The organism is Acrocarpospora catenulata, assembly GCF_018476525.1.
GTDB classification, from domain to species: Bacteria; Actinomycetota; Actinomycetes; order Streptosporangiales; family Streptosporangiaceae; genus Acrocarpospora; species Acrocarpospora catenulata.
Genome location: NZ_JAHCST010000003.1, coordinates 300,863 through 319,513, shown reverse-complemented (window position 1 = coordinate 319,513; position 18,651 = coordinate 300,863). Strand labels below are relative to the sequence as shown.

19 protein-coding genes are annotated in these 18,651 nt (G+C 69.4%); 7 read left to right on the top strand and 12 right to left on the bottom strand.

From position 1 onward, the window contains the following. Positions 1–303 precede the first annotated feature (303 nt). Positions 304–654, top strand: a complete 351-nt coding sequence (locus KIP79_RS05205; RefSeq protein ID WP_214103482.1) for a hypothetical protein — start codon at positions 304–306, stop codon at positions 652–654. A 251-nt stretch (positions 655–905) separates the two neighbouring features. Here KIP79_RS05205 and KIP79_RS05200 read toward each other — a convergent pair whose 3' ends face one another. The 8 genes from KIP79_RS05200 to KIP79_RS05165 all read right to left on the bottom strand — a co-directional run bounded on the left by KIP79_RS05200 (position 906) and on the right by KIP79_RS05165 (position 8,471). After that, positions 906–1,073 (bottom strand): hypothetical protein, encoded by a 168-nt coding sequence (locus KIP79_RS05200; RefSeq protein WP_214103481.1) that lies wholly within the window; start codon positions 1,071–1,073, stop codon positions 906–908. A 73-nt stretch (positions 1,074–1,146) separates the two neighbouring features. Further along, a complete protein-coding gene (locus KIP79_RS05195; protein WP_214103480.1) occupies positions 1,147–1,992 on the bottom strand; it encodes a M48 family metalloprotease in 846 nt (281 codons plus the stop codon). A 74-nt stretch (positions 1,993–2,066) separates the two neighbouring features. Then, a complete protein-coding gene (locus KIP79_RS05190) occupies positions 2,067–3,677 on the bottom strand; it encodes an NADH-quinone oxidoreductase subunit N (RefSeq protein WP_214103479.1) in 1,611 nt (536 codons plus the stop codon). Continuing rightward, positions 3,674–5,191, bottom strand: coding sequence for a complex I subunit 4 family protein (locus tag KIP79_RS05185; protein WP_308169576.1), 1,518 nt, complete (start codon positions 5,189–5,191; stop codon positions 3,674–3,676). The genes KIP79_RS05190 and KIP79_RS05185 overlap by 4 nt, the downstream gene beginning before the upstream one ends. Next, entirely contained in the window at positions 5,188–7,020 is a 1,833-nt protein-coding gene (locus tag KIP79_RS05180; RefSeq protein ID WP_308169575.1) for an NADH-quinone oxidoreductase subunit 5 family protein, read from the bottom strand. The genes KIP79_RS05185 and KIP79_RS05180 overlap by 4 nt, the downstream gene beginning before the upstream one ends. Before the next feature lie 23 nt (positions 7,021–7,043). Next, positions 7,044–7,379: an NADH-quinone oxidoreductase subunit NuoK gene (nuoK, locus tag KIP79_RS05175; protein ID WP_214103477.1), complete on the bottom strand. Its 336-nt coding sequence runs from the start codon at positions 7,377–7,379 to the stop codon at positions 7,044–7,046. 1 nt (position 7,380) lies between these two features. Continuing rightward, positions 7,381–7,911, bottom strand: coding sequence for an NADH-quinone oxidoreductase subunit J family protein (locus KIP79_RS05170; RefSeq protein ID WP_214103476.1), 531 nt, complete (start codon positions 7,909–7,911; stop codon positions 7,381–7,383). Further along, the gene (locus KIP79_RS05165; protein WP_308169574.1) at positions 7,908–8,471 is read right to left on the bottom strand and encodes a NuoI/complex I 23 kDa subunit family protein; all 564 of its coding nucleotides are present in this window, start codon (positions 8,469–8,471) and stop codon (positions 7,908–7,910) included. The genes KIP79_RS05170 and KIP79_RS05165 overlap by 4 nt, the downstream gene beginning before the upstream one ends. A gap of 154 nt (positions 8,472–8,625) precedes the next feature. Between KIP79_RS05165 and KIP79_RS05160 the strand changes: the two genes are divergently transcribed. The 3 genes from KIP79_RS05160 to KIP79_RS49200 are packed head-to-tail and all read left to right on the top strand — an operon-like array spanning position 8,626 to position 11,391. Then, positions 8,626–9,276 (top strand): ComEA family DNA-binding protein, encoded by a 651-nt coding sequence (locus KIP79_RS05160; RefSeq protein WP_214103475.1) that lies wholly within the window; start codon positions 8,626–8,628, stop codon positions 9,274–9,276. 60 nt (positions 9,277–9,336) lie between these two features. Further along, complete coding sequence (locus tag KIP79_RS05155; RefSeq protein WP_214103474.1) at positions 9,337–10,014, top strand: ComEA family DNA-binding protein; 678 nt, start codon at positions 9,337–9,339, stop codon at positions 10,012–10,014. A gap of 27 nt (positions 10,015–10,041) precedes the next feature. Beyond that, positions 10,042–11,391, top strand: a complete 1,350-nt coding sequence (locus tag KIP79_RS49200) for a serine/threonine-protein kinase (RefSeq protein WP_214103473.1) — start codon at positions 10,042–10,044, stop codon at positions 11,389–11,391. On the opposite strand, the gene nuoH is transcribed toward KIP79_RS49200, so the two are convergent. The 4 genes from nuoH to ndhC are packed head-to-tail and all read right to left on the bottom strand — an operon-like array spanning position 11,388 to position 13,793. Beyond that, the gene (nuoH, locus tag KIP79_RS05145) at positions 11,388–12,338 is read right to left on the bottom strand and encodes an NADH-quinone oxidoreductase subunit NuoH (protein WP_214103472.1); all 951 of its coding nucleotides are present in this window, start codon (positions 12,336–12,338) and stop codon (positions 11,388–11,390) included. The genes KIP79_RS49200 and nuoH overlap by 4 nt on opposite strands. After that, positions 12,331–12,843, bottom strand: coding sequence for an NADH-quinone oxidoreductase subunit C (locus KIP79_RS05140; RefSeq protein WP_214103471.1), 513 nt, complete (start codon positions 12,841–12,843; stop codon positions 12,331–12,333). Before KIP79_RS05140 ends, nuoH begins: the two co-directional genes overlap by 8 nt. Continuing rightward, positions 12,840–13,373: an NADH-quinone oxidoreductase subunit B gene (locus KIP79_RS05135; RefSeq protein WP_308169573.1), complete on the bottom strand. Its 534-nt coding sequence runs from the start codon at positions 13,371–13,373 to the stop codon at positions 12,840–12,842. Before KIP79_RS05135 ends, KIP79_RS05140 begins: the two co-directional genes overlap by 4 nt. Before the next feature lie 48 nt (positions 13,374–13,421). Beyond that, positions 13,422–13,793 carry an NADH-quinone oxidoreductase subunit A gene (gene ndhC / locus KIP79_RS05130; protein ID WP_214103470.1) on the bottom strand — a complete coding sequence of 124 codons (372 nt, stop codon included), beginning with the start codon at positions 13,791–13,793 and terminating at the stop codon, positions 13,422–13,424. A gap of 119 nt (positions 13,794–13,912) precedes the next feature. Here ndhC and KIP79_RS05125 point away from each other — a divergent pair, with 119 nt between their 5' ends. From KIP79_RS05125 to KIP79_RS05115, 3 genes are all read left to right on the top strand, one after another. Beyond that, entirely contained in the window at positions 13,913–15,412 is a 1,500-nt protein-coding gene (locus tag KIP79_RS05125; RefSeq protein WP_214103469.1) for a polysaccharide deacetylase family protein, read from the top strand. A 282-nt stretch (positions 15,413–15,694) separates the two neighbouring features. Continuing rightward, on the top strand, positions 15,695–17,542 hold the full coding sequence (locus KIP79_RS05120) for a 2-oxoacid:acceptor oxidoreductase subunit alpha (RefSeq protein ID WP_214103468.1): 1,848 nt from the start codon (positions 15,695–15,697) through the stop codon (positions 17,540–17,542). Beyond that, positions 17,535–18,581, top strand: coding sequence for a 2-oxoacid:ferredoxin oxidoreductase subunit beta (locus KIP79_RS05115; protein ID WP_214103467.1), 1,047 nt, complete (start codon positions 17,535–17,537; stop codon positions 18,579–18,581). The genes KIP79_RS05120 and KIP79_RS05115 overlap by 8 nt, the downstream gene beginning before the upstream one ends. The last annotated feature ends 70 nt before the right edge of the window (positions 18,582–18,651 follow it).

Below are 18,651 nucleotides of genomic sequence, written 5' to 3'. Positions count from 1 at the left end.
GGGGCCTAACGGTAATGGAGGGGGCGGGTGGGTGGGAGAACCGCGGCAATCAGAATCCCCGGGTGCCGGCTCCACACATAGGAAGTCGGTTGCCAAGGTAATCCCACCCACGGAGATAACCATTGGGGGGAACAGCTTCATAGCCGCGAAGCATCTCCGTGATTTGCGTGGCGGAAAGGAGGGGCCCTGGAGTCCGAGCGATGCCCGGACTATGGTTAGGCAATACAATGGGAGCGGTAGCGCTGCCGAGAGATATTTGAATCGGGTTATGAAGAACAGAAAGTTTGTGGAGAAGCTTCTTTCATGAGCGATGGGCAGTACCACACTTCCGGCGGCCCCCGCGAGGTCGGGGCTGGATGCAGTCCGGCCGTTACGGCTGTGGCGTCGGCACTCCTGTCGATTTCCGCAGTGTTCGCGACGGGGCTCGGCTACCTGTTCGGGGTGTACGACTACGAGTGGGATCCGGAGGTTCCCGACCAGGTCGATCCGGACGCCGTCGCCTTCGTCACCTTTTTGTCGATGATCGGCTTGTTCTCGGCCATCGGCGCCCTGCTCCTCCTCCGGAAGCACATGGCTGCCCTGATCTGTTACTCGATTTTGATCCTGTTGGCCGGTTACCGGGCCTTCTCGGTTGCCTCTCTTTTGCCTGGCTGACGCGACCGGCGGCTTTACGGGGGGCCGGCGAACATTAGGGGTGCCGACAGGGACGGGTCGCTGACAACCCGGAAGCGTGCCGCGCTTCAATAACCACTCCCAGTGGGCGATCAGATCTCCGCAGCAGATTTTCACCGTGCCTCCGGTGAACCTTATCTCATGACTACATCCGCTGATCGGCAGGATCTCGTCCAGGAGGACCGGTCCATATACCGGAGCCTCCGGTTGGCAAAGGGTTCTAAATTCTGATCTCAGTCGGTGATTAGGTTGAGGATGTCTTGGGCGAGTGTTTCGTCTCTGGCAGCGATGAACTTCTGTCGCCTTCTCATGGCTGCCGAGATGTCAGTCATAGCGCCCAGTTGATTTTCTAGAGTGATCCGGACGCCTTTAAGGTCATAGACCACACCCGCCAGCCGCACTGAGTACTCCTCCGGGTCCCGGCCCGGCTTCCGCCCGGGGTGCGTGAGTTGCCGTGGGACTGCCACTCGCCAATCAGCCCTGGCGACCTGCCATGCGTTCGAGGCGGGCTGTGCGTTGGGCGGTTGGGGGGTGGGTGGCGAACCAGCGGGAGCGGTGGAAGGGGCTGGCGATCATCAGGTGGCCGGCTGAAGCGATTCGGCCGGTTCGGGGGAGGGGTAGTCGTTGGGTGCCCTCGTCGATTTTGCGGAGGGCGGTGGCCAGGGCCAGGGGGTCGCCGGTGAGCCGGGCGCCGGCCTCGTCGGCGGCGTACTCGCGGGAGCGGGCGACGGCCAGTTGGACCATGGTGGCGGCGACGGGGCCGAAGACGAGCAGGATCAGGGCGGCCAGGAAGCCGGGCACCTCGTCGGGGTCGTCGGAGGGACCGAAGAGCAGCCCGACATATCCGAAATAGGTGATCATGGTGGCAAGTGCGGCGGTGGTCGAGCAGAGGAGGGTGTCGCGGTTGTAGATGTGCGAGAGCTCGTGGCCGATCACGCCGCGGAGTTCCCGCTCGTCCAGGATGGCCAGCAGGCCGCGGGTGACGCAGATGGCGGCGTCGCGGGGGTTGCGGCCGGTGGCCAAGGCGTTCGGCTGGCTGGTGGGGGCGAGGTAGAGGCGCGGCATCGGGCGGCGGGCGTCGTAGGAGAGCTCACGGACGATCGCGTACAGCACGGGCTGCTCGACCTCGCTGACCGGGCGGGCGCGCAGCGCGGTCAGCACGATGCGGTCGGCCAGGAAGTAGGCCACGCCGAGCGCGACCAGGGTAACCACCAGCGCGATCCTCACACCCGAGCCGCCGCCCAGCCACTCCCCGGCCAGCAGCAACATCCCGGACAGCGCCCCGAGAAGCACCGCCGTACGTACACGGTTGTGACGCACGCCTCCTCCTCACGGTCGCGCCTTCCGCCGACCGTCCAACGTGCGCACCCCGTGGCTGCGTTCCCGCCCGAGATTCAACTTATGGTGAAAAACACCAATTGCGGCACCGCCGAGAAGGCCACCGTGACCAGCAGCGCCGCTCCGACCGCCACCAGCACCGGCGTGCGTCCCGGCCGCTCGGCGGCACGGCTCTCGCCGGGCGCGAACAGCCTGGCCGCCCAGGACAGGTAGTAGAAGAGCCCGATCACCGTGTTCACGGCCATCACGACCGCCAGCCAGCCCAGCCCGCCGAACACGACCTCCCGGAACACCGCGACCTTCGCGAACAGTCCGGCCAGCCCGGGCGGCAGGCCCGCCAGGCAGATCAGCGCGAAGGCGAGGGCCAGCCCGAGCACGGGACTGCGCCGGATCAGGCCCCGGTAGTCGTCCAGATCGCCACGGTCCCGGGAGACGAGCATGACGACGGAGAACGCGAGGATGTTCATCGCCGCGTAGAACACCAGGTAGGCCAGGGACGCCTGGACCGCGAGGGGGCTGCCCGCGACCTGGCCCAGATCCATGGCCTGGTCCTTGACGATGACCAGGGCGTTGCCGGTGGAGTCGGTGGTGCCGGGGGACGGGCTGGGCAGGCTGGCGACCATCGTCTCGGTGTCCGTCGGCGTGGCCGCTTTCAGCGCCGAGGCCAGGTCCAGGTGGGCGGCGAGCGGGGCCAGGATGTAGCCGGACTGGGCGACCGACGACCAGGCGAGCAGCCGGACCGGATGGTGCTGGCGCAGGGCCAGCACGTTGCCGGCCGTCATGGTGAGGGCCGCGATGACCGCGACCAGGGGGGCCCAGGTGGCCGTCTCGCTCGCCAGGCCATGGGTCAACATGAGGATCAGACCCGCGAAGCCCGCCGCCTTGGAGACCACCGACAGGAGCGCGGCCACCGGGACAGGGGCACCCTCGTAGACGTCCCCCGCCCAGAAGTGGAAGGGCACGGCGGCCACCTTGAAGGCGAAACCGGCCACCACGAGGACCACGGCCACGGTCAGCACGGCGGCGCCGTCGGCGATGGTCAGCCCGGTCCCCGTGATCAGGGCCGTCGCGATGTGCTCCAAGTGAACCGTGCCGGTGATGCCGTACAGCAGGGAGACGCCGAACAGCATGATCGCGGTGGACACGACAGAGACCACGAAGAGCTTCAGGGCCGCCTCCGAGGCGCGGCCGTCGTACCGGCGCAGCGCGGTCAGCGCGAACACCGGCAGGGAGACCAACTCCAGCGCCACCACCAGCATGATCAGGTCACGCGAGGCGGGCAGCAACACGGCTCCGGTCAGCGCGGCCAGCAGCAGGAAGTGCCACTCCCCCACAGGAATGCGCCCGCCCGCCAGCTCCCCCATCGAGAGCAGCACCACGACCGCCCCCGCGGCCAGCGCCAGACCCGCCAAGAGCAGCGTGTAGGTGTCGACCACGAACGAGCAGGCCCCGCCCGGTACGCAGAACGTCCCGATCTGATCTCCCCGTACCGCCTGCGCCACCACCACCCCGAGCGCCGCCAGCACCCCGGCCAAGGTGACCATCCCCAGCAGGGTCCGCACCTGGGCCCGTCTCGGCAGGAAGGCGTCGAGCAGCAGCACCAGCCCGGCCACCAGCGCCAGGATCAGCGGCGCCGCGATCGCCCAGTAGTCGATGTCCTGGATCACGGGACCCCCAGCACGACCTGGACGACGGGATCGGTGAGCCCGAGCAACCCTCCGGGCCAGAGCCCGAACAGCACGGTCAGCCCGACCAGCGGCACCCAGGCCACCAGCTCGGCCCGCCGCACGTCCGCGAAACGGACGGGCTCCGCGGCCACGCCGTGGGTGACCCGGGAGAGCATGACCAGGAAGTAGGCGGCGGTGAGCACGGCGCCCAGACCGGCGACGGTCATGAAGGTGAGATACAGCGGCCGGGACAGCTCCCCGCCGGGCGCGAAGGCCCCCTGCAGGGCGAGCATCTCCCCCCAGAATCCCGCCAGACCTGGCAACCCCAGCGAGGCCACACAGGCGAAGGTGAGCAGCGACCCCACGTACGGCAGGCGGGTGAGCAGGCCGCCCCCGAGCTCGGTCAGGTCGGCGGTGCCGTACCGCTCCTTGATCGCGCCGGCCAGGAAGAAGAGCAGGCCGGTGATCAGACCGTGGGCGACATTTCCGAAAAGGGCGGCGTTCAGGCCGACTGGGGTCAACGTCGCGAAGCCCAGCAGGACGAACCCCATGTGCCCCACCGACGAGTACGCGATCATCCGCTTCAGGTCCCGCTGCGCCAGGCAGGCCAGCGCGCCGTACACGATCCCCACCACCGCGAACGCCCCGAGCCAGGGCGCGACGACCGCCGCGCCCTCCGGCAGGATCGGGATCGCGATCCGCGCGAACCCGTAGGTGCCCATTTTCAGCAGCACCCCGGCCAGCAGCACGGAACCGACCGTGGGCGCCTCGGTGTGCGCGTCGGGCAGCCAGGTGTGCAGCGGCCACATGGGCGTCTTGACCGCCAGCCCGATCCCGACGGCGAGGAAGGCGAGCACCTGCGCCGACCGTGTCATGGGGTGGGCGGCGGCCAGCGCCACCATGTCCAGGGTCCCGGCCTGCGACCAGATGAGCAGCAGGCCGAGCAGCAGCACGGCCGACCCGAGCAGCGTGTACAGGATGAACTTGACCGCCGCCGCCCGCCGCTCCGCGCCCCCCCAGATCGCGATCAGGAAGTACATCGGGATCAGCACGACTTCGAAGAACACGAAGAAGAGCAGCAGGTCCAGCGCGACGAACGTGCCGACCATGCCCAGTTCGAGCACCAGCAGGGTGAACACCAACGCCCGGGGTCGCAGCCCCGCCAGCCGCACCCCCGGCCCGTCCGGCGCGGCCGAGCGCCCCGCTAGGTAAACGAAGCAGAGGAAGACCAGCAGCGTAGTCAGCACCACCAGCGGCAGCGAGATGCCGTCGAGCCCGAGGTGGAACCGCAGATCCAGGCCGGGGATCCAGGCCAGGTCGGTTTCGAACTGCACCCGCTGCGGCGCGGAGAAGTCGAAGAGCGCGAGCGCCACCGCGGCCAGGCCGAGCGCCAGCCCGGACACCACCAGCCCGTAGAGGCGCGGCACCCGCCCCGCGAACGCCGGTGCCAGCAGCCCCGCCGCCCCGGCCAGCGGGACCGCGAGCAGCGCGACCAGAACCCATCCGGAGTTCACAGCACCACCGCCCCCACCACGATGAGGAGCACCCCGGCCAGCAGGCCCGTCACGTACAGCTGGGCGTTGCCCTGCTGGGCGAGCTTGACCAGGCGGGACAGCCGCAGGGTCAGCTGCCCGGAGCCCCGCACCGCGCCGTCCACCACCGAGGTGTCGGTACGGACGACGAGCAGGGCCAGGGCCATGGTCGGCCGGGTGACCAGGCGGTCGTAGACGCGGTCGAGGTAGAAGGCCTCCTCGCAGGGCGCGCGGAAGGGCCCGAGCAGCCGGGCGGGATCGGCGGCGGGGGCCGCGCGCCAGGCGGCGAGCACGATGGCCACGCCCAGCAGGCCGACCACCAGGGTGACCGCCGCCGAGCCCAGGGCCAGGTCGCCGGCGCCGAGGAAGCCGAACAGCAGCGTGGGCACGGTGAGCACGACGAGGGGCCAGAGCATCGTGGGCGGGGCCGCATGGCCGTGCGCCGGTTCGAGGGGCGCCTGCTCGCCGAAGAACCCGCGCAGCCAGGCGCGCGTGGCGTACGCCCCCGTGACGCCCACGGTGATCAGCGCCGAGCCGTACAGCAGCAGCCGGATCGGGCTGGCGCTGTGTTCCAGGGCGAGGAGCACGCCGTCCTTGCTGAAGAAGCCGCTGGTGGGCGGGAGCCCGACCAAAGCGGCGAAGCCGATGGTCATCGTCCAGAAGGGGATCGGCAGGACGCGGCGCAGCCCGCCCATGTGGCTCAGCAGGTTGGAGCCCACGTGGTGGATGACCGCGCCCGCGCAAAGGAACAGCAGCGCCTTGAACGCGCCGTGGCTCATCAGGTGGAAGATCGCCGCACCGGGCGACCCTGCGGCCAGCGCCGCCGCCATGTAGGCCAGCTGGCTGATGGTCGAGTAGGCGAGCACCCGTTTCAGATCGTCCTGCGCCAGGGCTGCCAGGGCCGCGCCGAGCATGCCGACGGCGGCCAGCACGCCGAGCACGTCCAGCGTCGGCTGCGGGAAGATCGGGAACAGCCGGGCCACGATGAAGATCCCGGCGGCCACCATGGTGGCGGCGTGGATCAGCGCGCTGATCGGGGTCGGACCGGCCATCGCGTCCGGCAGCCAGGTGTGCAAGGGCACCTGCGCGCTCTTGCCTGCCACTCCACCGAGCAGCAGCAGGGTGGCGGCCACCAGCGTGCCTTCCGGAAGGTCGGCGGCCAGCACGTCGGCGATCCGGAAGCTCCCGGCCGCGAACCCCAGCGTGAAGATCCCGAACAGGAAGGCCACGTCACCGAGCCGGGTCACCAGGAACGCCTTGACCGCCGCCCGCGAGTTGCCCCGGTCCTCCCACCAGTGCCCGATCAGCAGGTAGGAGCACAACCCCATGAGCTCCCACCCGACGTACAGCACCAGGAGGTCGGCGGCGAACACGACGAGCAGCATCGCGCTGGTGAACAGGCTGATGAACGCCGCGTACGACGGATAGCGCGGGTCACCCCGAAGGTAACCCACCGAGTACACCTGAACCCCCAGCGCGACCACGCACACCAGGATGGCGGTCAGCACCGACAATCCGTCGATCTGGAGCCCCACCGTGATCGGCACCCCGCCGGTCTCGATCACGCCCCACGCCCCCGACCGGAACCCGGGCAGCAGATCCGCGTAGAACGTCCCCGGCGGCCAGTCCAACCCCGGCCCCACCCGCGTCCGCCAGACCAGATAGCCGAGCAGCACCAGCGCGACCGGCAACGGCACGATCGCCAGCCACGCCGCACGCCGGGCGGCCCGCGCGTTGTTCTCCTCGGTACGGCTCCGGCCCCGCGGCCACCGGGACCCCAGCAACCCGGCTACCGCCCCGATAAATGGCAATAAAACAACCGTGGCCGCCGTGGTCATCCTCGGTCACCCACCGGGGGCTCCACGGGTTCGCCCAGCTCCCGCAGCCGGTCCAGGTCGATGGTCCGCCGGTTCCGGTACACCGCGAGCACGATGGCCAGCCCGATCCCCACCTCCGCCGCCGCGATGACGATCACGAACAGCGTGAGCACCTGCCCCCCGTGCAGCACGTCCCGCAGCCACACGTCGAAGGCGACCAGGTTGAGGTTGACCGCGTTCAGCATGAGCTCGACCGACATCAGCACCAGGATCGTGTTGCGCCGCGCCAGCACCCCGTACACCCCGATCGAGAACAGCAGCGCGGCCACCACGACGGGATACACGACATGCACGTCACTCCACCGCCTTGATGTCGGTACGGGAGAGCACGATAGCCCCGATCAACGCGGCCAGCAGGAGCACGGAGAGCGCCTCGAACGGCAGCACCCAGTTCCGGAAGATCGCCCCGCCCATGGTCTGCGCCGCCCCGTCCCCGGGCCGCAGCGGCGCGTACGCCTCCCGGAACCCGGCCACCACCACGGAGACCAGCACCCCGGCCGTGGCCACCGCGACCACCAGCGCCACCACCCGGTTCCCCGAGTCCAGATCGGCGCTCCGCCCGATGGGCGCCCGGGTCAGCATGATCCCGAACAGCAGCAGCACCACCACCGCGCCCACGTAGATCAGCACCTGCACCCAGGCCACGAACTCGGCGGTCAGCACCAGGTAGCACCCGGCCAGCGCCCCGAAGCAGGCGACCAGCCAGAGCGCGGCGTGCACCAGCTGCCGGGTGGTCACCACCAGCAGCGCCGCCCCCACGGCGACCACCCCCAGCAGCAGGAACACCACCTCCTGCGCCGAGGGCGGCCATAATCCGGGGCTCACCCTGGTTCTCCGCGGGACGGCAGCGCCCCGGGCGGCCGGATACCCCGCGCCGCGCCCCGGACCGGGCGGTTCACGGCCGCGATCTCCTTGGGCGGCTCCGCCCCTGCCTCGTGCGCGGGCGGCGGCGGCACGTGCGCCACCCAGGTGGCCAGCCGGTCCTTCTCGTGCAGCAGGTCACGGATGTCGTGCTCGGCGTACTCGAACTCCGGGGCCCAGAAGAGGGCGTCGAACGGGCACACCTCGATGCAGATGCCGCAGTACATGCAGAGCGAGAAGTCGATCGCGAAGCGGTCGAGCACGTTCCGCTGCCGCGGCCTGCCCCCTTCGGGCGCCGGCACGGTCTCCTTGTGCGAATCGATGTAGATGCACCAGTCCGGGCATTCCCGGGCGCACAGCATGCAGGAGGTGCAGTTCTCCTCGACCAGGGCGATGACCCCGCGGCTGCGGGGCGGAAGCTCGGGCCGCACCTCCGGATATTGCCGCGTCACCGATCTGCGCAGCATGTGCCGCATGGTGACGGCCAGCCCTTTCGCCAGCCCTGTTCCTGGTATACGGGCCACAATCCAACATCATGACGCACGATGGCCTCCCCGTGAATGTGATGGTCGCGTTTTCCACAGTTTCCACAGGCGTTCCCACAGGTCTGTCCACAGGTTGTCCACAGGGCTTCCTGGAACGAGGACGGGACGCGGGAGTAGTCCGTATTCTTCGCATATGAACCACCCGCCGCGGTCGGCCGCGGGCAGCTTCCTCTGGGCCTTCGCGCCTTTGGTCACCTGCGGGTTCGCCACTCCATTCACTATCGGGTACGCCGCGGCCAAACGGCGCAGCTGGTGGCTGGGCACGGCGGCGGTGGGGTACGCGGCGGGCATGACCGCCTGGCTGGCCATCGCCAACACCTACGACCACCCAGTGCCGGGATTCCTCGCCTCGATCATGGTGATCGGCCTGTTCGGCAGCTGGATAGGGGGAACGATCCACGCCCTGCTGATCCGCACCCTGGTCTTCCCCTGCGCCGTCCGGCCCACCCCCAACGAGCAGGTGCTCGAACAGGCCAAGTACCGCCGCCAGCTCCGCCAGGAGGCCCGTGAGCTGGCCCGGCGCGACCCCGCGCTGGCCAAGGAGCTCCGCGTCGGCCGCCCCGACCTGCCCCGCCAGTACGACGACGGCGGCCTCATCGACATCAACCACGTGCCGGGCCGGGTGCTCGGGACCGTTCCCGGTCTCACTCCCGAACTGGTCGCCCGCATCCTGGACGCCCGCACCACGGCCCTGTTCACCTCGGCCGAGGAGCTCTCCATCACCCTCGACCTGCCCGTCGACCTCAACGACGAGCTGACCGAGTACAGCGTTTACCTCCCCTGAGAATCCCCTGTGGATCCCGTGAGGATGCCCTGACCCCGCAGGCTTCCGTATCCTCGTCCTGTGCGGCCCTCCCAGGAACAGGTGAAGACCGGCGGCCGTGTCGCCGCCAGCGTGGGCTGGGCGCTGGTCCCGCTCGTCACGCTCGGCGCCGGCACCCCGTTCTCGATCGGCTATGCCGCGGTCCGCCGCCGCAGCCCCTGGTTGTTCGCCTCCGCCGCCGGATACGCGGTGAGCCTGGCCCTCTTCCTCGTCCAGATCGCGCTGTACGACCCCATCACGGCCGCGCCCGGCTGGCTGGACGCCGCCACCTCGATCGGCCTGCTGCTCAACTGGCTCGGCGGCACCGCCCAGTCCCTGGCCATCCGGGCGAGCGTCTTCGCCGCGCGGCCGCTGCCGAGCGCCAACGAGCGTGCGGTGGAACTGGCCAACCAGCGCCGCGAGCTGCGCAGGCAGGCCCGCGCCCTGGCCGTCCGCGACCCCGGGCTGGCCGCCGAACTCCGCATCGGCCGCCCCGATCTGCCCCGCCAGTACGACGACGGCGGCCTGGTGGACGTCAACCACGCCGGCCCGGAGGCCCTGGCCGCCATCCCGGGCCTCACCCCCGACCTGGTCCGCCGGATCGTCGAGGCCCGCGCGGCCGGGGCCCGGTTCATCTCGGCCGACGAGCTGTCGGTGACCCTGGATCTGCCGGTGGACCTGAGCGACGAACTTGCGGAGTACAGCGTGTATCTCCCCTGAGTGCGGAGAAGTCCGTATCCTCACGCTGTGCATCCGTATTGGCAGACCCAGCAACAACCCTCCAGAACGCCCACGGGACTGACCGTCTTATGGGCCCTGGTCCCGCTGTTCACCTGCGGGTTCGGGTCGCCGTTCGTGATCGGGCACGCCGCGGTCAAGCGCCGCAGCCCGCTGCTGATCGTCTCCACCGGCGTGTACGCGCTGAACGTGGTGATCTTCATCATCGGGATCGCCTCCTACGAGAACGTGGACGACATCCCGAGCTGGCTGGACGGGATCATGACCGTCGGGCTGTTCGTCAACTGGCTCGGCGGCCTGGGCCAGGCGCTGTTCGTCCGGGCCAAGGTCTTCGGCCACGACGTCCCCGCCGGGCCGGTGCCACCGCAGCCGGTCATGCCGCAGCCGCACTACCCGCCCGGCCCTGTGCAGCGGCCGGTGCCCCCGCCTCCCGGCCCGGTCTCGGTCTTCCCGCCCCCGCCCCCGCGCCCCGGGGTGAACACCGGGCCCCGGCCGCCAATGGCGGGACACCACACCGGCCCGCGCCCCCCGTGGCAGGAAGCGGCCACCCGGCCCGGCGTCCACGGGCCTGCCGAGCCCGGCAACCGGCCCGAGCGGCTGGGGCCGTACCGGGTGATCGGGAACCTGGGGAAGGGTGGGCAGGGCGCGGTCTACCTGGGGGTGAGCCCGACCGGGCAGAAGGTCGCGATCAAGGTGCTGCACGCGCACATCGCGGGCGACAAGGACGCCCAGGCCCGGTTCCTGCGCGAGGCCGAGGCCGCCCGGCGGGTGGCGCCGTTCTCCACCGCGCGGGTGCTGGACGTGAACGTCACCGGGGACCTCACCTACGTGGTCAGCGAGTACGTGGACGGGCAGTCGCTGGAACAGCTGGTCAAGGAGAAGGGCCCGCGCCCGGAGGACGGCCTGATCCGGCTGGCGCTGGCCACCTCGGGCGCGCTGGCCGCCATCCACAAGGCCGGCATCGTGCACCGCGACTTCAAGCCGAGCAACGTGCTGATCGGTTCTGACGGGCCGCGCGTGATCGACTTCGGCATCGCCAAGGCGCTGGACCAGACCAGCGCGACCGCCAGCCAGATCATGGGCACGCCCGCCTACATGTCGCCGGAGCAGCTCTCGGGTGAGGCGGTGGGCCCCCGGACGGACGTGTTCAGCTGGGCGGCCACCATGATCTTCGCGGCCACCGGGCGGGCGGCGTTCGGCGAGGACACCATCCCGGCCATCCTGAACCGGGTGATCAACCACCAGCCCGACCTGTCCGCGCTGCCCGCCTCGATGCGCGAGCTGGCCAGATCCTGCCTGGACAAGCGGGCCGAGAACCGGCCCGCCATGTCAGAAGTGATGCTCGCGATCGTCCACTAGAGCACTTTCACCACACCGGTGATGGCGAGCTGGAGCAGCGCCAGCGGCACCAGGCCCACCCAGGCCAGCCGCTGGAGCTGGTCCTCCCGGAGCCGGGGGTAGCTGACCCGGACCCAGATCACCACGAAGGCCAGGGCGAAGATCTTGATCAGCGTCCAGACCGGGCCCGGCAGCAGCGGGCCCTGCCAGCCGCCCAGGAACAGCACGGTGGTGAGCGCCGAGAGCACCACGATCCCGACGTACTCGCTGAGCATGAACAGGGCGAACCGCAGGCCCGAGTACTCGGTCATCGGGCCCATGATGATCTCGGATTCGGCGATCGGCATGTCGAACGGCGGGCGGCGCAGTTCGGCCAGACCGGCCACGAAGAAGACCACCGCGCCGATCGCCTGCCAGGGCAGCCACCACCACTGCCAGGCTTCCACGATGCCGTGCAGGGAGAGCGTGCCGGCCGCCATCGCCACGCTGGAGGCGGCCAGCACCAGGGGCAGCTCGTAGGACATCAGCTGGGCGGCCGAGCGCATGCCGCCGAGCACCGAGTACTTGTTGGCCGAGGACCACCCGGCCATGATCGAGCCGAGCACGCCGACGCCCATCACGGCCAGCACGAAGAAGATCCCGGCGTCCAGATCCACCCCGTACAGGCCGGGGCCGACCGGGATGACCACCATCACCACCAGGTACGGCACCAGCGCCACCGCGGGGGCGAGTTTGAAGACGGCGCGGTCGGCGGCGGCGGGGATCACGTCCTCCTTCTGGACGAACTTCACCCCGTCCGCGATCAGCTGGGCCCAGCCGTGGAAGCCTCCGGCGTACATGGGACCGAGCCGGGACTGCATGTGGGCCATCGCCTTGTGCTCCAGCTGGCCGACCAGAAGCGGCAGCAGCAGGAAGGCGCCGATGATCAGGACCAGCCGCAGCGCGGTGTCTAAAACGGCCTCAAGCATCCTGGCCCCAGTCGGCCGGCACCCCCGGCGGCAGGAGCCTGCGGCGGCTGGGCGCGCCGTGCCCGGACTCGCCGGGCTCCTTGGCGCCCGGCCAGACCTTGGCGACGCGGGCGGCGAGCACGAAGTCCTTGCGGAGCGGGTGGCCCTCGAAGCCGTCCGGCAGCAGCAGCGGCCGCAGGTCGGGGTGCCCTTCGAAGATCACCCCGAACATCTCGTACGTCTCCCGCTCGTGCCAGTCGGCCCCCCGGAAGATCCCGGTCACCGAGGGCAGCCGGGGGTCCTCCCGCGGCACCCGGGTGCGGATCAGCAGGTGGCGCATGGCCTCCGGGTCGAAGACGTGGGCGACCACGGCGAAGGCGTCCGGCGGCTCGTCCACGCCGGTCAGCCAGTCGAAGAATGTGTAGCCCTCGTCCCTGGCGGCGGCCAGCGCGTCGGCCCAGGCGCCGGGCTCGACGTCGGCCGTCGGCTGGCCGAACGACTCCGACAGCCGCGCCCCGGGGATCATGTGGCCACCGGGTTCCCCGGCTGGCCCTTGGCCCAGACGTAGCGGTCGCTGAGGTCCTCGCCGCCGATGCGCTCCTGGAGTTTCATGATGCCGTGCAGCAGCGCCTCGGGGCGGGGCGGGCAGCCGGGCACGTACACATCCACCGGGATGATCTGGTCCACGCCCTTGGTCACGCAGTAAGAGTCCCAGTACGGCCCGCCTGAGTTGGAGCAGGCGCCGAACGAGATGACGTACTTGGGGTCAGGCATCTGCTCGTAGAGGCGGAGCACCGCCGGGGCCATCTTGTCGGTGACCGTGCCGGAGACGATCATGAGGTCGGCCTGCCGGGGGCCGTTGGCGAACGGGATCACGCCGAACCTGATGAAGTCGTGGCGGCTCATCGAGGTGGCGATGAACTCGATCGCACAGCAGGCCAGCCCGAAGTTGAAGACCCAGAGCGAGTACTTCCTGCCCCAGTTGAGCACGAACTTCATGGGTTTGGGCGCCAGCCGGGAGACCGGCCCCACAGTCGGCATCGGAAGATCGGCCATGGACGGCATTGTCCTCCCTCCGGGAACGTCCGTCAGGTCTCAGGGGTCTCAGGTCCAGGCGAGGACCCGTTTCCGCCAGGCGTACAGGATGCCCAGTGCGATGAAGGCCAGGAACACGAACATCTCCACCAGTGTGGTGAGGCCGAAGCCCGGGGCGGCGAAGACGGTGGCCCATGGGAAGAGGAAGACCGCGTCCACCGCGAACACCACATACAGGTACGTGTACACGTAGTACCGGACCTGGGACTGGGCCCAGCCGTCGCCGACCGGGTCGACGCCACACTCGTACGTGGTCAGTTTATCGGCGGTGGGACGGTGCGGCCGGAGCAGCCGGTTGGCGAACAGGCCCCCGGCGAAGATCGCCACACCCGCCAGCAGCAGGATCCCCACTACCACATATGAGCCGAAATATCCGGACAAGGGCGTCTCCTTTGCCAGCGGGGGCAGGACGATCGTACCCAGGCAAGGTCACCTCAAAGAACGCTCAAACCATGACAAATTGGGATGTTTATGATCCAAAGCCCAATAATGTGACACATATGTCTTCAAGGCGGGTAGTAGGGGGTGTTGCCCTGCTGGTGACGGCTCTCGCCGGATGCGCGGCGAACTCAACCGATCCGGGCGAGGCCGGGAAGACGGCTGTCCGCATCCAGTCCGAGCCGACCATGATCCCGTACGTGAACCCCGCCGGAGTCCACGGCCTGCGCACCGAGATGATCTCCGGCTTCTCCCGCAGCCCGCACATGTACGTCAGCTACCCGGTGCTGGCCGACGCCCCGGCGCTCAACCAGCGCCTCCGCTCCGACCTGAACGCCGCCGCCAAGGCGTACGCGGCCCGGACCGTGAGCAAGGACAAGTTCCCGGCCCCCGAGTACAACGTCGACTGGCAGCTCACCGCCATCTCCCCGGACGTCGTCGGGGTACGGCTGCGCACCGGCGAGTACGGCGGCGTGCGCTGGGCCAACTCCACCAAGACCCTCTGGTACGACCGCTCCGCCAACCGGGTCTACAGCTCCGGCCAGCTCATCAACGACCTGGACCTGCTGGCCGCGCTGGTCAAGCAGCACGTCCGCCGGGACCCCTCGGTGGACCCCGACGCCGTGCTCCCCAACCCCCAGCTCTTCGACTCCATCGCCTTCAACTCCCGGGGCGACCTGGTCGTGGAGTTCGACGACTACCAGGTGGCCCCCGGCTCGATGGGCCGGGTCGCCGCCGCCATCCCCAAGTCGGAGGCCGAGGCGCTGCTCACCCCGTTCGGGCTCCGGGCGCGCGAGGCGGTGGAGACCATGGAACACGGCGCCGCCCCGGAGATAGCCGACCCGCCCCTGGCCGGCAACCCGGGGGGCACCGGTGGGGGCACCGCCGGCGGCCCGCAGGTCCAGCCGCGGACGAAGGTGAACTGCGCGGTGGCCAAGTGCGTGGCGCTGACCTTCAACGACGGCCCCGGCCACGGCACCAACCGCCTGCTGAACGCGCTCGGCACCACCCGGGCCACCTTCTTCATCATCGGCTCCGCCGCCGCGGCCCAGCCCGACCTGGTCCGGCGCATCCACGACCGGGGCCACCTGGTGGCCAACCACACCTGGTCCCACCGGGACCTCACCACGCTGCCGGAGAACCGGGTGTACGAGCAGCTGAGCCGTACCCAGAGCATCATCAAGGAGATCACCGGCGCCGACTCGCGGCTGGTCCGGGCCCCGTACGGCGCGATCGACCCCGATGTGGTCGCGGTGGCCAAGGAACTCGGGCTGAGCCTGATACGCGAGGACGTGGACCCGGACGAGTGGCAGGACAAGGACGCGGCGACCATCGCCGACCAGGTGGTGCGCAGTGTGAAGCGCGGCTCGATCGTGCTCCTGCACGACCTGCGCCCGACCACCGTCGAGGCGGTCCCGAAGATCATCCGTGAGCTCACCTACCAGGGCTACACGCTGGTCACCGTGCCCGAGTTGTATCCCCAGGGGAAGATGGTCGCCGGGCAGACCTACGACAGCGGGGGCGTGGCGCGCGTCTCGCTCAATGGGCAGCCGCTACCGTGACAGCGGCGGGGACATATAGTTAGGCCCCGTGACCCGAAACATCCTCTTCGCTCGCCGCCACGTGGACTTCGGGCGGCTCGCGTCGGGGCTGTGTCGCCTGGCGACCTAGAGCAGTGGTGTTTCCTGACGGCCCCCAGGAACTACTGCTTTCCTCGCGACATCGGTTAGACCCTCGGCGAAGAGCAAACCACGACAAATCATCGTGGCCGCTGGGACCTAGCATGGAACCAAAGAACGCGACGAGTAGCTGTGCTCGGTCGCGTCAAGGAGGATTGAGCAGCTGTGACCAAACAGGTTCAGCAACTCGACCGCGTGATCATCCGGTTCGCGGGTGACTCGGGCGACGGCATGCAGCTGACCGGCGACCGGTTCACCGCGGAGACCGCCGAGTTCGGTAACGACCTTTCGACTCTCCCCAACTTCCCGGCCGAGATCCGTGCCCCCGCGGGCACGCTGCCCGGCGTGTCGAGCTTCCAGCTCCACTTCGCCGACCACGACATCCTGACCCCGGGTGACGCCCCCAACGTGCTGGTCGCGATGAACCCGGCCGCGCTCAAGGCCAACCTCGCCGACCTGCCGCGCGGGGCCGACATCATCGCCAACTCCGACGAGTTCACCAAGCGCAACCTGGCCAAGGTCGGGTACGAGGTGAATCCCCTGGAGGACGAGTCGCTGAGCGAGTGGCGGGTACACTCGGTGCCGCTCACCTCGCTGACCGTCAAGGCGCTCGAAGAGTTCGACATCTCCAAGAAGGACGCGGAGCGGGCGAAGAACATGTTCGCCCTCGGCCTGCTGTCCTGGCTCTACCACCGCCCGGTGGAGGCCACCATCAAGTTCATCCAGGCCAAGTTCGCCAAGAAGCCGGACATCGCCAAGTCCAACGTGGCCGCCTTCAACGCGGGCTGGAACTACGGCGAGACCACCGAGGCCTTCTCGGTCTCCTATGAGATCAAGCCGGCCAAGCTGGCGCCCGGTCTGTACCGGAACATCTCCGGCAACCAGGCCCTGGCGTACGGGCTGATCGCGGCCTCGGTGCAGTCGGGGCTGCCGCTGTTCCTGGGGTCGTACCCGATCACCCCCGCCAGCGACATCCTGCACGAGCTGTCCAAGCACAAGCGGTTCGGCATCCGGACCTTCCAGGCCGAGGACGAGATCGCCGGGGTCGGGGCCGCGCTGGGCGCCGCCTTCGGCGGGGCGCTCGGGGTGACCACCACCTCCGGGCCCGGCGTGGCGCTGAAGGCGGAGACCGTAGGCCTGGCGGTCACCACCGAGCTGCCGCTGATCGTGGTGGACGTGCAGCGGGCGGGTCCGTCCACCGGCATGCCCACCAAGACCGAGCAGACCGACCTGCTGATGGCCCTGTACGGCCGCAACGGCGAGTCCCCCATCCCGGTGGTGGCCCCGGCGACCCCGTCGGACTGCTTCGACATCGCCCTGGAGGCGGCCCGGATCGCGCTGAAGTACCGCACGCCGGTCATGCTGCTCTCGGACGGGTACCTGGCCAACGGGTCGGAGCCGTGGAAGCTGCCGGAGGCGGCGGAGCTGCCCGACATCTCCGTGGACTTCGCCACCACCCCGAACGGCGAGGACGGAACCACCTTCCTGCCCTTCAAGCGGGACACCGAGACGCTGGCCCGGCCGTGGGCCGTCCCCGGCACGGCGGGTCTGGAGCACCGGATCGGCGGCATCGAGAAGGCCGACGGCACCGGCAACATCTCCTACGACCCGAACAACCACGACCTGATGGTCCGGCTCCGGCAGGCCAAGATCGACGGCATCGAGGTGCCCGACCTGGAGGTGGACGACCCCTCCGGGAACGCCAAGGTCCTGGTGCTGGGGTGGGGCTCCACGTACGGGCCCATCGCGGCGGCCATCCGCCGGGTGCGCCGGTCCGGGGGGCAGGTGGCGCAGGCGCATCTGCGGCATCTCAACCCGTTCCCCAAGAACATCGGCGAGGTGCTGAAGTCGTACGACAAGGTGCTGCTGCCGGAGATCAACCTGGGACAGCTGGCCCTGCTGCTGCGCGCCAGGTTCCTCGTTGACATCATCAGCTACAACCGCGTGCGCGGACTTCCGTTCAAGGCCGAGGAGCTGGCAGGCGTGATCCAGGACGTGATCGACAGTGAGTGAGAGCCTGAACGGCAAGGGCCTGGCCTTGATCCCCAAGGCCGAGGGCAAGCAGACGCTCAAGGACTTCAAGAGCGACCAGGAAGTGCGCTGGTGCCCGGGGTGCGGTGACTACGCGATCCTCGCGGCCGTGCAGTCCTTCATGCCGGAGCTCGGGATCAAGCGCGAGAACACCGTCTTCGTGTCGGGGATCGGGTGCTCCTCGCGGTTCCCGTACTACATGAACACCTACGGGTTCCACTCCATCCACGGGCGGGCCCCCGCGATCGCCACCGGTCTGGCCGCGTCCAGGCCCGACCTGTCGGTGTGGGTGATCACCGGGGACGGCGACGCGCTGTCCATCGGCGGCAACCACCTGATCCACGCGCTGCGCCGCAACGTCAACCTGAACATCCTGCTGTTCAACAACCGCATCTACGGGCTGACCAAGGGGCAGTACTCGCCCACCTCCGAGGTCGGCAAGATCACCAAGTCCACCCCGATGGGCTCGCTGGACCGGCCGTTCAACCCGATCTCGCTGGCCATCGGCGCCGAGGCCGGATTCGTCGCGCGCACCCTGGACAGCGACCGCAAGCACCTGCAGTCGGTGCTCAGGGAGGCCGCCGCGCACCGGGGCACCTCGCTGGTGGAGATCTACCAGAACTGCAACATCTTCAACGACGGCGCCTTCGACCCGATGAAGGACCCGGCCACCCGGGACCTCATCACGGTCAAGCTGGAGCACGGGCAGCCCATCGTCTTCGGCGACCAGGCGGTACGGCTCGCGCCCACCGGCGGCGTGGAGGTGGTGCCCAGGGACGCGGTCAAGGAGGAGGAGATCCTGGTGCACGACGTGCACAACCCGGACCCGTCGCTGGCCTTCGCGCTCAGCCGCCTGGACGAGCCGGCCTTCCAGCACGTCCCGATCGGGATCTTCCGCTCGGTGGACCGGCCCTCCTACGACCAGCTGATGAGCGAGCAGCTGGCGGCGGCCACCGCCCAGAAGAGCCGGGGCGACCTTAACGATCTGTTGCGCGGCGGGGACACCTGGCGCATCAACTAACGACATTTCCGGACTTACCGCTGTCGCCCTTGGGGCGGCAACGGTAGGTTCTTGGGTTGCATCGTTCCAG

Excerpts from the sequence above, each read along its gene's own strand:
- KIP79_RS05205 (WP_214103482.1), top strand. The coding sequence starts at position 304 with ATGAGCGATGGGCAGTACCACACTTCCGGCGGCCCCCGCGAGGTCGGG.
- KIP79_RS05160 (WP_214103475.1), top strand. The coding sequence starts at position 8,626 with ATGAACCACCCGCCGCGGTCGGCCGCGGGCAGCTTCCTCTGGGCCTTC.
- nuoH (WP_214103472.1), bottom strand. The coding sequence starts at position 12,338 with ATGCTTGAGGCCGTTTTAGACACCGCGCTGCGGCTGGTCCTGATCATC.
- KIP79_RS05140 (WP_214103471.1), bottom strand. The coding sequence starts at position 12,843 with ATGATCCCCGGGGCGCGGCTGTCGGAGTCGTTCGGCCAGCCGACGGCC.
- KIP79_RS05135 (WP_308169573.1), bottom strand. The coding sequence starts at position 13,373 with ATGGCCGATCTTCCGATGCCGACTGTGGGGCCGGTCTCCCGGCTGGCG.
- KIP79_RS05125 (WP_214103469.1), top strand. The coding sequence starts at position 13,913 with ATGTCTTCAAGGCGGGTAGTAGGGGGTGTTGCCCTGCTGGTGACGGCT.